The following is a 12,654-nucleotide window of genomic DNA, read 5'->3' on the forward strand; positions in this document are numbered from 1 at the left end:
ACCTTTTTTACTTAGGTTTTTAGTGTGAAATTTTTGACTGATTGACGTCCAGTTACTTATACTAATAGGTAGGTTCCACTACTAATCGAGGTGAATGATCCTATAGATTGAAAATATAAACCAGCGCAATTTTCATACAAGATAGACAAGACTTATTTTTCATCTAACATTTTATACACTAAATATCATTTCATTCATTATTGGTTTTGGGAGGTGACTGGGATAATTAAATCGTTTTGGCGATTCAATTAAGTCCCACACTAATTGGACATATTAAGTTTTTTATTCGTCATTATTTTAATCGCTTTAACGGCCTTTTTTGTAGCTTCTGAATTTTCGATCATAAGGGTTCGCAGCTCCAGGATTGATCAATTGATTGAAGAGGGAAATAAAAAAGCCATTGCGGCCAAGAAGGTTACATCCGATCTGGATGAGTACCTATCCGCGACACAGCTTGGTATTACCGTTACTGCCCTTGGATTGGGGTGGCTAGGGCAACCGACCGTCCTCAAATTGGTTGGACCATTATTCAATGCCTTGAATTTCCCTCAAGAAGTCACAAGCATTCTGACATTCGTCATTTCATTTTCCCTGATTACGTTCCTGAATGTGGTTGTAGGTGAATTGGCTCCAAAGACGGTTGCCATCCAAAAGGCTGAGCAAGTGGCCTTGGCAATTGCCAGCCCGCTGATATTTTTCCATAAGATAGCCTTTCCCTTCATCTGGGCCTTAAATCATTCTTCTCGTTTAGTTGTCGGATTATTTGGCTTCAAGCCAGCATCCGAAAGCGAAATAGCCCATACGGAAGAAGAATTGCGTTTCATCCTATCAGATAGCTATAAAAGCGGAGAGATTAACCAGTCGGAATTTAAATATGTAAACAACATCTTTGAATTCGATGATCGTGTTGCAAAAGAAATCATGGTTCCAAGGACGGAAATCATGACCATATCCAAAGATGATACGGTACAGGAATTCGTCGATGTCGCCAAATTGGAAAAATACACTCGATATCCTGTTGTCGAAGGTGATAAAGACCATGTCATCGGCTTAGTGAACTTAAAGGAAGTTTTCTCGGATCTTATAAAGAATCGGGAAATCCATATCAAAGCGATAGAAAATTACGCCCGTCCGATCATTCGGGTAATGGAAAATATACCGATTCACGATTTGCTGTTAAAAATGCAAAAAGAACGCATTCATATGGCTATTTTAATGGATGAATACGGCGGAACTTCCGGACTTGTCACAGTCGAGGATATCCTCGAGGAAATCGTTGGCGAAATTCGTGATGAATTCGATATCGATGAAGTTGCCTCGATCAGGAAAATTAAAGATGGACATTATATTTTAGATTCTAAACTTCTTGTAAAGGAAGTGAATGATTTACTCGGCATTCACTTAGAAGAAGATGATGTCGATACGATAGGCGGATGGGTCCTTACTGAAAATTATGATGTGCAGGTAGGGGACATCATGGAAAAAGACGGCTTCTGCTTTAAAGTGATTGAAATGGAAGATCACGCCATTCGTTCTATCGAGGTGACAAAAAAGGTCGTACAGCTTCCTTTGGAAGAAGACCTTACCCAAGGATCATGATAAAAAACAGCCACGTAAAAGGTGATTTTACGTGGCTGTTTTTTCGATTGTTCATTTATCGGGAAACCGTCCCATTTTTTTGACCGTTACGATTGGAGGTGTACTCTTTTTTTTCCATAAAATATACAGCATGATAAAGATAAAGGAAAAACCAGCAGCCGGAATGAGATAAGGTTCCGTTATTTCGCGGATTTGCTGCCAATTCTCGCCGAGGATCCGCCCTAAGGTCAGGAACAAGATGGTCCAAGGTATGACAGCCGCAACCGTATAAAATATAAACTTCCATACGGACATCCTCGCAATTCCGGCAGGGATGGAAATGGCATGGCGAACCACTGGGATGAATCGAGCCGTAAAAATCACGCCTACGCCATACCTTTGAAACCACTCTTCAGCACTTACAATATGACTTTCTTTAATTAATATATATTTTCCATACTTCAAGAGAAAGGGACGTCCTCCATAATAACCAGCCCAATAGAGAAATAGCTGTGCCATCGTGCCTCCTGCCACTCCTGCAAGAACAGCTCCCCAAAAATTCATTTTCCCCAGGCCGACCACATAACCCCCGTATCCGAGAACAAGCTCACTCGGGATGATTTCAACCATCAGCCCCAATAAAATCCCCATATACCCCATTTCCGCAAACCAATTCAATATCGTCATAATAAGCTGTGATATCATGCTATCGGACTCCCCTTACCGCTAATTTCAAATTGTTTGTCCTTCTATCCTATTTCAGCTCATGAGGTTCTATTCGATTTTTCATACCCAGCTTCACAATGCATCACATTTAGAATGCACAAAAAAAGACCAGCTGATATGTACTCCGGTCTCATTGCATCAATATTCTTTTAGCTCCCGTTTTTGGGAAAATGGAGAAAAAACAGCTGTGGTGAGTAAGGATGAATCATTTTGCGAAACATTAGCGAAAATCTCCTGGCGTGATTTCGTTTTTTCGATATGAATACCGAGATTTTTATACTTGTTGATTTTTTGATTGTTCATGCTTACCCTCCCTTTCTGCTGTACCGTTATCCTTTAACTTCCCATTTAACGAAGAGATGAAACCTGTTTAAACGATTGGATCAAAATAACAATCAATTGACTTGAATCGTTTGCAGTTGGTGTTCGTGCACTTCGTCTTTTTCAACATGTACCTGCACCTTATAGGTTCCCGATTCTTCGAAAGATACCCTATTTAGATATGTTCCATTTCCATCTTCTTCAGCTTTGGTGAAATGACTCTCTTCGCTGCCTTCCTTCCAGACCTCGAAATTCACATCTGCATTTTCCAGTGGTTTCCCATTCAATTCAACGGTCGCTTCAAAGTTCGAGCTGTTTCCTGCCTTTACAGGATTACTTTGAAACTCGATGGATACATCCGTACTAGGATGAACCGATGCACCTTCACTTTCATGTTCAGGAACGACAACTTCTTTTTCAGGCATTACATGAAGGCCCTTGGCCGTTACATGGGAGACTACAATATATTTGCCTTTTTCTTCAAAAGTATGCATCACTTGATACATGCCACTTCCAGTATTCTTCGCTTCAAGCATTTCCCGTTTATCCTGTCCGGACTTTCTCACTTCAAACAGTACCTCATCAGCTTCATTCACCAATTGGCTTCCCTGTTTCACTGTCGTTTCAAGAATGACTTCTTTTCCAGGCTCCACTTTCCCTTTAATGACAATTGATGCATCCATCGATTCTGGAACAGCACTGTTCACTTCTTTATCCTCTGGCATTTCAGCCTCTTGACACCCAGCCAGCATAACTAACAATGCAGTACACATATAGAGTTTTTTCATATGAACTTCCCTTTACTATTTATTAGACTAAAAATCTGTCCTTTTCATATTGCCCATCCTTTCCATTTTTCAGATTTTTATACATAACTCAAGATTAAATCGTTCGCATCACGGTGACTGAAGTCAGCATGGCTACCGCGATGATCGTTAAAAATGAATATAAAAAGATTGAAGTCCCCACAACGCTCAATCCGCAAAGCAATACGCATCCATCAATGAAAAAAATCAGCAGCCCTACATTGAGTCCACTTTTCCTGGAAAGGATCTGTGCCAGCATATCCGTTCCGCCTGTAGAGGTCCCATACCGAAGCATCAAGCCGATTCCAAGCCCAATCAACCCTCCCCCGATTATGGCACTTACATAAATGGGAAGTTTCCATCCTGTGACAGCGTCGGAAAAAATGTCGATGCATAAAGAGGAAAAAAGCAAGCCATGCAAGCTGTTCAGAAATAATTTTTTTTCAAAATACCAAGCATATATATATAATGGAATGCTGCTCAAAATCACACCCAGTCCAGTCGGGAGTCCTATATAGTAATGAAAAATCAGCCCAATCCCTATCATGCCACCATCCAATAAATGATAAGGTATCAGAAAAAAATTGATTCCCACACCTACTAGCATGCTGCCGGCAATGATCGCTGCCATCCTTTCCATGATTTTCATGGCTGCCACCCCCTTTAATCTGCAATTTAAAACTTGTCTTGGTTTCTATAGAATATGTTTGTACCATCCAAAAAATAATGAAACGAACCAATTTTTTATGAAACGGTCCTTAGTTTTCTGAATATTCTATAATATGTTACAATAAAGTAGAGAAAACAGTCAAAAACAGCTAATTATTAGCTTAAACTGATCCTTTACAAGCAATTTACCGGATTTAAGGTGCCGTAAGCTGTTTGACTGAATGATTAACTCTTTCTATAATAAAAGTATTTAAATTAATTAGATTGAGGTGATTTGATGGGGCATTAAAGAATGTTCGTTTTGACGGACGAACGCTGCTTTGCGTAACGGATATGTGCATCCTTTTGGAAAATGGCTGCACTCCTTCAGACAGAAATTCTTCTATTTCCCGTCTACGCATCGCTAATCGGCATATACTATTATTCTCTTCATCACAAAAAGAAATGGGAGTTCAAACGGCAGCACATCTATTACCACAGCCATTTTGAAGTAATCCCGGAAATATTCAGCACGGCAAAAAAAATATACTTGTATATTTTAAAAATGTAGGAGGTGTACTCCTTATTCGTCTCGAAGGCGAGTTAAGGGAGACTATTTGGACATAATAAACTTGGTTCTTATTGCCATTTTAATTGCTTTAACAGCATTTTTTGTAGCTACGGAGTTTGCGATTGTTAAAGTGAGAAGCACGAGGGTCGATCAATTAATTGAAGAAGGAACGAGGAATGCTATATCAGCAAAGAAGGTCATCTCCAACCTGGATGAATACCTCTCAACATGTCAGCTCGGAATCACCGTTACAGCTCTAGGGCTTGGATTCCTTGGGGAACCGACAGTTGAAAACATTTTGCGACCACTTTTAAATCAATTAAATCTTCCGGAGTCGGCTTCACATGTACTCTCAGTTGCAATTGCCTTTTCTTTCATTACGTTCATACATGTCGTTGTTGGGGAATTGGCACCGAAAACATTGGCGATTCAAAAAGCGGAGCAAGTAACATTATTGGTTTCGAAACCTTTAATTGCCTTTAACAAAGTCATGTATCCTTTCATTTGGGTACTGAATGGCTCTGCAAGGTCGCTTACAAGAATGCTAGGATTAAAAGCAGTTTCCGAACATGATTTGGCTCATACAGAAGAAGAGCTACGTATCATTGTTTCGGAAAGCTACAAAAGTGGCGAAATTAACCAATCAGAGTTTAAATATGTGAATAAAATTTTTGAATTCGATGATCGGATCGCAAAAGAAATCATGGTTCCACGTACAGAAATTGCAACGGTATCCAAAGATGATACGATCCAGCAATTTTTCACCGTCATGGCGGAAGAGAACTTTACACGATATCCTGTCATTGACGGTGATAAGGATCATGTTATCGGAATGGTCAATATCAAAGAGCTATTCACTGAAATGATAGACAAGAACAATCAGGCAGCGTCAACGATCGACCGATATGTTCGTCCGATCATCCGTGTCATTGACAGTATCCCCATTCACGATTTACTTTTAAAAATGCAAAAGGAACGTATCCACATGGCTATCCTCATGGACGAATACGGCGGTACGTCAGGGTTGGTGACCGTTGAAGATATCCTTGAAGAAATCGTTGGCGATATCCGCGATGAGTTCGACCTGGATGAAGTGCCGGATGTCCGTAAATTAAAAGAAGATCACTACATCATCGATGCCAAGGTATTAGTCAGTGAAGTGAATGACTTACTTGGATTGGATATCAATGATGAAGATATTGATACGATGGGCGGATGGATCCTTACCGAGAATTACGAGGCCAAACAAGGTGATATCCTGACTTATGGTCCTTATAACTTTAGGATAAAGGAAATGGAAGAACACCATATTCGTTATATTGAAATATATAAACAAGTAAAAGTCGTAAGCGAAGTAAAAGAATTCCCGATCATATCACAAACCGAAATCGTTTCATGATAATAACCCCCGTTCCTAAAAGACATTAGGAGCGGGGGTTATTTTTTTCAACGGGTACATGAAATAAAATAAATACATATTATATAAAACCTGCTGCTTTTAACATTGAATGATTACATGAAGTATAGTTCTACCTTAATTGTTTCATACTGTTAAAAAAGCGATACTTTTTGAAGGAGTGAGGAATCATGAAACTCATAACCATTTGCCAGCACTGCAAAGGGAAAGGGAAAACCCGTTATCTGCAATTCTTTTCACGGGACTGCAATCATTGCAACGGCCAAGGTAAAGCGGTAAAAGATATGTCAAATTTAAGGAATCAGGCAAAAAACATCTAATAATCTTTCATATTTTGAAATTGGTTTTGATGACACCTGCCCTCTTTAACGTATCATAAACAATCAGTATCGAAGGTCCAAGGAAAAGCCCAATGAAGCCAAGCATCTTAAACCCTAAGTAAAGACTGATCAACGATGCCAATGGGCTCAACCCCATATTTGCTGAATAGATTTTTGGTTCGATTGTCCTTCTTATGATGGTAATGACCAGGAATAGGATGATGAGGCCAATACCTAGTTGATGGTTTCCTTGAGCCCAAACGATTACTGCCCAAGGAACCAGCACAGATCCCGTCCCCAAGATAGGAAGAATATCCACAACTACTATTAAGAGTGCCAATGGAATCGTATACTTCACATTTAACAACCATAGTCCTCCATAAGCCATGATGAACGTTATTAAACTCAACGTAATTTGTGCCTTGATGAACCCTACGGCTGCCATACTTAAATCTTGATAAACTAGCGAAATCTTTTGATAGGTGGATGTCTTCAAATAAAGGACTGCCTTTTTTCTTAACTTTGGCAATTCAAGACTAAATAAGAATAAAGCGATTAAGTAAATTAAAAAGTCAATGAAAAATCCCGGAATGAGTGTAACGAATTGAACCATATCCTGAACAAAGCCCTCTGTGAACCCCTCCAGAGCCATGACTCCCTTTTCCATCGTTTGTTCTATTGATTGAATGAGATTTGACGGCAGCGTTTGGGAATACCTTTCCCATTGCCTAATGACTGGCAATATAGCCGTCAAATACACTTCACGTATGAAGCCGGGAAATTCTTCAGAATAGACAATGACCTTCTTGATTAATACCGAAAAGGAAAAATAAGTGATGCTCATAAGCCCGCCTACATATAGAGCAAACGAAATCAAGACTGCCCAAAACCGATGCAGCTTTGCCGTTTCACCAATCATGCGGACCAATCCATCCAAAAGAATGGCGGTAAGCAATGCTAAAATCAAAGCCCATGAATAGGGAATGACGATTACTATGACTAAAAGGAGAATCCCCCTCCAAAACCAGCGAAAAAAGACGGCGAAATTCACTGAACAAACCCTCCTTGCACTTTCCTGTTCTCCTTATATTTATGAAATGGGATCATATATATTTCGCTTAAACGTTTTATTTTCTCAATAAGGGGAAAAAGAGATACAAAGAGATGGAGGGATTGACATTGGATAATAAAGATAAAGAAAAGTATCTTGAGGAGCGTAATGATAAATCCAAGGCCTTCAAGAAAAATCAGGAAAAACAGCTGGAACGTGATCAAGTGGTCATGCCCATTGACGATTTACCCATTGATGAAATTAAATATGAACAACAAGAAGAACGAAATAAAAAAGAAACAAAACACCGCTCTACCAGCGAGAAGTTTTAAACAAAAACCAGCCACTTTAGAGGCTGGTTTTTGCTTGCAGGATATACTGCATTCCGCTTTCAAGGTAACGTGACGTTTTGACTTTTACCAATTCTCGGTGGTACTTATCGACAATTTGAAGGTAAAAATATATGTTTACCATCATATAGAAGCGAGCGCCTGGAGCGGAAATAAACGCCCAAATGGACAACCCATAAAAAACTGGGCAAACTCGAATGCTCGGATTTTCTATAGACTGAAATATCCCCCATCATATATTAGAGTTCTCCTTATGATTGTGCTTATGCTTCCCCGTTGTTTTTGATGATTTGGGAAGACTGAGCTTTCCCTCCATTCATTCATATTGCCAGTATTTTTCCCTTTCCCGCTTCGCTTCCAAAAATAAACATTGACTGAAATAAATGATTCTTTACAATAGACTTTTAAGAATTAAAGAATATAATGGATTGGTCGACCATTATAAAGGAGAATCATATGACGAACCCTACTCAATTATTTCATCAATATTTACAAGTTTCGAGATCATTAGTGAGCAAAATGAATGAACAAATTACAGCACTTGAAATTTACCATAATCAGTGGACAATCCTGAATTACTTAAAAAACTGTGGATATTCCACAATCCCCGATATTTGCAGTTACTTGGATGTAGATAGTGTTATCATCACACGTTCGGTCAACAGTATGGAACAGAATAATATGATTAAACAAGTTCCTGGAAAAGATGAACAGGAAAAACGAATCGAACTGACGCCCCGGGGCAAAGAGGTACATACAAAATGTCTTAAGATTGCCGAAAAAATCGAAGGGAAAGCCCTGGAAGGCATTACGGATGAAGAACAGGAAGTATTTTTCCAGACGGTCCTTAAAATCCTCAATAATATAAGAAACTAAAATGGGTATTTTATATCTTTGTTGAATAAGTGTGAAGCATGGCCTTTCCTTACTTTCGCACCAAGCTATAGCCATGCCTTTTTTAAAAGCCGGATTCCTGCTTTGATTTCCCTTTCGGTTAAACCACCGTACCCAATCAAAATAGTCGGATCTTTCACATTCTTTGAATGATAAACCGATGTTGGGTGGACTTTAACCCCCACACTGGCAGCCTTTTGAATGAGCTCTGCCTCACTGCTGCCGTTTTTTACTTTTAAAAGAACATGCAAGCCTGACTTTTCACCGATTACGGCTACACGATCATGGAAGCTCTCTTCAATGGCATCCAGCAGTACCTTATTCTTTTTACGATAAATCGTTCGCATTTTATTCAGATGGCGTTCCCAATGTCCATTTTTCATAAAAAGACAGAGCGTTTCCTGAATCAGTCTGGAAACGGTCTGTTTGTATCCTATTAACTCCTGCTGATAGCGGCAAGCCAACTCCATGGGTAACACCATAAATCCCACCCTGATTGATGGGATGAGCGACTTTGAAAACGTACCTAAGTAGATGACCCTTCCATTGTTGTCCAACCCCTGCAAGGACGGAATCGGTTTACCAGCATGTCGGAATTCCCCGTCATAATCATCTTCAATAATATAACCCTTTTTTTCCACTGCCCAATTGAGCAATTCCACCCGCCTAGTTATCGGCATGATCATACCGAAAGGAAATTGATGGGAAGGAGTGACATAGGCAACATTCGCTGCACTCTCTTTCAAGGAGTCCACACTCATTCCACTTTCATCCAAGGGTATGTATGCCATATCCGCTCCCTCCAGCCTCAGTACCTCCCTTACCCGATGAAAGCCAGGGTCTTCCAACCCAAATACCCGTTCATTTCCAAGAAGTAACCGCAGCAGATGGATGAAATACTGGGTACCAGCCCCAATGATGATTTGATCAGCCCCGCAGCGAACTCCTCTCGATTGAAAAAGGTAGGATGAAATCTCAGCCCTGAGCCCCCATTCCCCTTGAGGATCACCGCTCATGAACATTTCCCTTTCCTGAAGATACAGAGTATTGTTCAAGCATTTTTTCCATACGGCATGCGGGAAAGAATCGACGTCCACCCGGCCATGATTGTAATCTATCTCATTTCTTTCATTCGGAGGACACATCATCCCTTCTGTTACAGGCAACGGCTCATTCAAAGCTGAGATCGGTTCTAAATCAGCTACGTAATAACCTTTCCTTAATTGACTCTCCACATATCCTTCTGCCATCAACTGCTGATAAGCCGTATCCACTGTATTCAGGCCTATCCCTAAATGTAAGGCCAGTTTTCGTTTAGAAGGCAGTTTCATTCCGGACTTAATTTGCCCATTCTGGATTTCCTTCATAAAGTATTTATACAATTGGACATATAAAGCTTCTTTATTCGTTTTATCTAAGGTTAGAGTGATTTCAAACATTTGGTCCTCCTTCAAACTGGTTCCATAAATTATATCAGTATTGGTCCTTATTGCAGAACCAGAATATTTTTATAATGAAGATATCAATCAAGAGGAGGACACTATGGAGCATATCGAATTATACGGAAAACACGTGATACTCACCCCGATGATGGAACATCATATCGAACCGCTTTACGCCGCTTCCCTGCCATCTGAAATATGGGAATGGAGTGCAACAAAAATTTTGTCATATGAAGAGGCGATCTCCTATGTAAAGGAAGGCATTCGAGCAAGGGAACAGGAAATTCAACATCCATTTGTCGTTATCGATCGGACTGATGATTCGATAGTCGGCAGCACGAGCTTAAGAAATATTCAATTTCATAATCAATCCCTGGAAATCGGCGCGACTTGGTATCACCCCGACAAATGGCGAACAGCCATTAACACAGAATGTAAGTACCTGCTAATGCAGCATGCTTTTGAAAAGTGGCAAATGAAACGGGTTGAATTCAGGACTGACGAATGCAACAAAAGATCGCGTGCAGCCATAACCAGGCTCGGCGCCCTTGAAGAAGGCATTTTGAGAATGGAGAAAAAACTGCAAGATGGAAGGATCAGGAACACGGTGGTCTATAGTATTCTCGAGCAAGAATGGCCCAGTGTGAAAAGGAATTTGGAAGTCTTTTTGGAAAGGTGAAAATGAGAAAAAGAGTGCCGGTGTTTTGCACTCTTTTTTTCTTGCTGCTATTTTTCATGTGAGTCTTTACGAATTTTTGATAAAGAATCCTTTTGCCTTTTCGTTGATCGAATGAATATGAAAACGCCAATCGCAAATAAAAACGGCATTAGTAAAGCAAAAAGAAGATAAATCATATCACCAAAGAACAAGTTCATTCCCCCTAGCAATGCGACGTCTGTAAAGCCTTTCCGTCAAACTTGGATGATCATCGCTTAGTCTAAGCCTTGTGACAAGCGAATCATATCCTGACACTGAATCCCATTTTCATAAATGGCCTCGGAATAGTTTCTATTAAAAAAATCCCGATCGACCCCAGTTATTCTAAAACCGCATTTTTGGTAAAGGGCAAGCTGCCCTATCCCCGAATTCCCCGTTCCGATTTCAATCATTTTATATCCCTGTTCCCTTGCATGGCCTTTGGCGTGTTCAATCAATTGCCTGCCGATTCCCCTTCCATGGTGCCGTTCATCCACTGCGATGTTCATTATCTCTATCAGTTCCGGGCCTTTTTGCAGTAAAACATAAACACCGATCATTCGCTTATCACTCTCGGCAACGAAGCACGTTCCGCTCTCCAAATATCCCTCGACCAGTTCCCTTGAAGGATCTGCCAAAAGCAATAAATGCATCGGGGGTGGCTCATCCTTGAATAATTCCCTTATCTCCATCGGTATCCAAACCCTTCTCAGTTTAATTCTTCTACAAGCAGTTCAACCAATTCAGATGCAGGAAGTTCCCTGCTCAACCTATATCCCTGTCCTGCCCACAAAGCCATCAATTCAGGATTGTTTTTTTGTCCTGCCGCTTTTCGCATTTGTTTTGTCATGTGATGGACATAGGGATAGGCGACTGGTGCAACGCTATCATACTCCGTTAAAAAGTGATTCACCAACCCGCGTGCCCTCCGGCCGCTGAAGGCTCTGGTAATGGAGGTCTGAGTAAATCGGGGATTTCCCAGCGCCGCCTTATGGACCGGACTTGCCCCGCTTTCGGGACAGCGAAGGAAAGCGGTTCCCAATTGCGCCGCTGTTGCTCCCGCTTCGAGCACTGCCGCGATATCCTTTCCATGCATCAGTCCGCCCGCGGCAATGATCGGTAAGTCCAGTTCATCTTTTATCATCCGCATCAATACTAAAAGACCGTAATCATCTTCTGTGCGGTTATCAAAGCTGGCCCGGTGCCCCCCTGCTTCAAACCCCTGTACACATAGAACATCGGCACCTGCTCCCGCCGCTTTTTTTGCTTCCTGAAGGTTGGTTACTGTCACGGCTATAAGGGAACCGACATCTTGGAGCTCCCTTATTACCTCTTCCGTTGGACATCCAAACGTAAAACTGACGACAGCGACCCCAGCCTCCTTCAATACATGTAGTTTATTTCCCCAATCATCGTCATCACTATCGGCTTTTCCGATCTCAGCCCCAACGCTCTCGGCCTCTTTTTCAATCTTTTCACGATAGCCAGATAATATATTTTCATCCACCTCATCGTTGCCTGGCACAAATACATTCATGCCAAAAGGGCGCTCAGTCAACTGACGGGTCTGCACAATCTCGTCCTTCATCTCTTCCGCAGTCTTATAGCCAGCTGCGAGAAAGCCCAATCCTCCTGCATTGGATACTGAAGCCGCAAGCTTCGGCGTGGAGGCTCCTCCTGCCATCGGTGCCTGAATGATTGGATATTTCATTAACTCTTTCAACATTCCAAACAGCTCCTCTTGATTTTTCTTCATGCCCTTATCATTTTTACGTTTTCTTGGTATAATGATTATCTGTAAGAGAAAAGTGTCTTAATGATCACCCTTTATAT

The 12,654-nt window shown here is 40.9% G+C and carries 15 protein-coding genes; 6 read left to right on the forward strand and 9 right to left on the reverse strand.

The genetic code is table 11. The features are described from left to right. The first annotated feature begins 264 nt into the window (after positions 1–264). A complete protein-coding gene (locus tag MPH60_RS16950; protein WP_241590731.1) occupies positions 265–1,599 on the forward strand; it encodes a hemolysin family protein in 1,335 nt (444 codons plus the stop codon). Positions 1,600–1,650: 51 nt separating this feature from the next. On the opposite strand, the gene MPH60_RS16955 is transcribed toward MPH60_RS16950, so the two are convergent. The 4 genes from MPH60_RS16955 to MPH60_RS16970 form a co-directional block, all read right to left on the reverse strand. Then, positions 1,651–2,280, reverse strand: a complete 630-nt coding sequence (locus tag MPH60_RS16955; RefSeq protein WP_241590748.1) for a DedA family protein — start codon at positions 2,278–2,280, stop codon at positions 1,651–1,653. A 162-nt stretch (positions 2,281–2,442) separates the two neighbouring features. Then, the gene (locus MPH60_RS16960; protein ID WP_241590732.1) at positions 2,443–2,607 is read right to left on the reverse strand and encodes a hypothetical protein; all 165 of its coding nucleotides are present in this window, start codon (positions 2,605–2,607) and stop codon (positions 2,443–2,445) included. Between the two features lie 92 nt (positions 2,608–2,699). After that, positions 2,700–3,413: a FixH family protein gene (locus tag MPH60_RS16965; protein ID WP_241590733.1), complete on the reverse strand. Its 714-nt coding sequence runs from the start codon at positions 3,411–3,413 to the stop codon at positions 2,700–2,702. Positions 3,414–3,507: 94 nt separating this feature from the next. Beyond that, complete coding sequence (locus MPH60_RS16970; RefSeq protein ID WP_245406308.1) at positions 3,508–4,080, reverse strand: YitT family protein; 573 nt, start codon at positions 4,078–4,080, stop codon at positions 3,508–3,510. Positions 4,081–4,696: 616 nt separating this feature from the next. Between MPH60_RS16970 and MPH60_RS16975 the strand changes: the two genes are divergently transcribed. Then, complete coding sequence (locus tag MPH60_RS16975) at positions 4,697–6,049, forward strand: hemolysin family protein (RefSeq protein ID WP_241593664.1); 1,353 nt, start codon at positions 4,697–4,699, stop codon at positions 6,047–6,049. 188 nt (positions 6,050–6,237) lie between these two features. Continuing rightward, positions 6,238–6,387 carry a hypothetical protein gene (locus tag MPH60_RS16980; protein ID WP_170956573.1) on the forward strand — a complete coding sequence of 50 codons (150 nt, stop codon included), beginning with the start codon at positions 6,238–6,240 and terminating at the stop codon, positions 6,385–6,387. A 7-nt stretch (positions 6,388–6,394) separates the two neighbouring features. Here MPH60_RS16980 and ytvI read toward each other — a convergent pair whose 3' ends face one another. After that, positions 6,395–7,438: a sporulation integral membrane protein YtvI gene (gene ytvI / locus MPH60_RS16985; protein WP_241593663.1), complete on the reverse strand. Its 1,044-nt coding sequence runs from the start codon at positions 7,436–7,438 to the stop codon at positions 6,395–6,397. A 128-nt stretch (positions 7,439–7,566) separates the two neighbouring features. Between ytvI and MPH60_RS16990 the strand changes: the two genes are divergently transcribed. Continuing rightward, positions 7,567–7,770: a hypothetical protein gene (locus MPH60_RS16990; protein WP_137019412.1), complete on the forward strand. Its 204-nt coding sequence runs from the start codon at positions 7,567–7,569 to the stop codon at positions 7,768–7,770. A 474-nt stretch (positions 7,771–8,244) separates the two neighbouring features. Further along, entirely contained in the window at positions 8,245–8,664 is a 420-nt protein-coding gene (locus MPH60_RS16995; RefSeq protein WP_241593662.1) for a MarR family winged helix-turn-helix transcriptional regulator, read from the forward strand. Positions 8,665–8,729: 65 nt separating this feature from the next. Here MPH60_RS16995 and pdxR read toward each other — a convergent pair whose 3' ends face one another. Beyond that, complete coding sequence (gene pdxR / locus MPH60_RS17000; protein WP_241593661.1) at positions 8,730–10,121, reverse strand: MocR-like pyridoxine biosynthesis transcription factor PdxR; 1,392 nt, start codon at positions 10,119–10,121, stop codon at positions 8,730–8,732. Positions 10,122–10,224: 103 nt separating this feature from the next. Here pdxR and MPH60_RS17005 point away from each other — a divergent pair, with 103 nt between their 5' ends. Then, entirely contained in the window at positions 10,225–10,803 is a 579-nt protein-coding gene (locus tag MPH60_RS17005; protein WP_241593660.1) for a GNAT family N-acetyltransferase, read from the forward strand. Positions 10,804–10,850: 47 nt separating this feature from the next. On the opposite strand, the gene MPH60_RS17010 is transcribed toward MPH60_RS17005, so the two are convergent. The 3 genes from MPH60_RS17010 to MPH60_RS17020 form a co-directional block, all read right to left on the reverse strand. Further along, positions 10,851–10,994, reverse strand: a complete 144-nt coding sequence (locus tag MPH60_RS17010; protein ID WP_161922753.1) for a hypothetical protein — start codon at positions 10,992–10,994, stop codon at positions 10,851–10,853. A gap of 63 nt (positions 10,995–11,057) precedes the next feature. Beyond that, complete coding sequence (locus tag MPH60_RS17015) at positions 11,058–11,513, reverse strand: GNAT family N-acetyltransferase (RefSeq protein WP_241593659.1); 456 nt, start codon at positions 11,511–11,513, stop codon at positions 11,058–11,060. A 17-nt stretch (positions 11,514–11,530) separates the two neighbouring features. Then, positions 11,531–12,544, reverse strand: coding sequence for a nitronate monooxygenase (locus tag MPH60_RS17020; protein WP_405390626.1), 1,014 nt, complete (start codon positions 12,542–12,544; stop codon positions 11,531–11,533). Positions 12,545–12,654 lie beyond the last annotated feature (110 nt).

Source organism: Peribacillus sp. Aquil_B1 (genome assembly GCF_022603275.1).
GTDB lineage: Bacteria > Bacillota > Bacilli > Bacillales > DSM-1321 > Peribacillus.